Raw genomic sequence first — 259 nt, 5'->3', positions numbered from 1 at the left:
ATCCGCACCTCGCTCGATGCGGCGGTCGCGCAGTACCAGTCCGGCGATCACGAGGCCGCCGCGGACTCGGTGGGCGACATCTACCTCGAGCACTACGAGAAGGTCGAAGGGCCGCTCGGAGACGTGAACCACGACCTGATGGAGGAGATCGAGGAGAAGCTTTCCACGGATCTCCGCACCTCGATGGAGGACGGCGCCGACCAGTCCGAGATCGACTCGCTCGTCGCGGAGATCAAGACCGGGCTCGATCAGGCGGAGG

1 protein-coding gene is annotated in these 259 nt (G+C 65.6%); it reads left to right on the top strand.

Going from position 1 to position 259, the window contains the following annotated elements; translation table 11 throughout:
* The coding region (locus tag ACCC96_RS30365; RefSeq protein ID WP_413697753.1) for a hypothetical protein at positions 1–259 on the top strand (259 nt) is incomplete at both ends.

It is taken from the genome of Pseudomonas sp. Pseusp11 (assembly GCF_047304405.1).
Classification (GTDB): Bacteria; Pseudomonadota; Gammaproteobacteria; order Pseudomonadales; family Pseudomonadaceae; genus Aquipseudomonas.
Note: the sequence above shows the minus strand (reverse complement) of the source record. Positions and strands in the feature narration are given on the sequence as shown.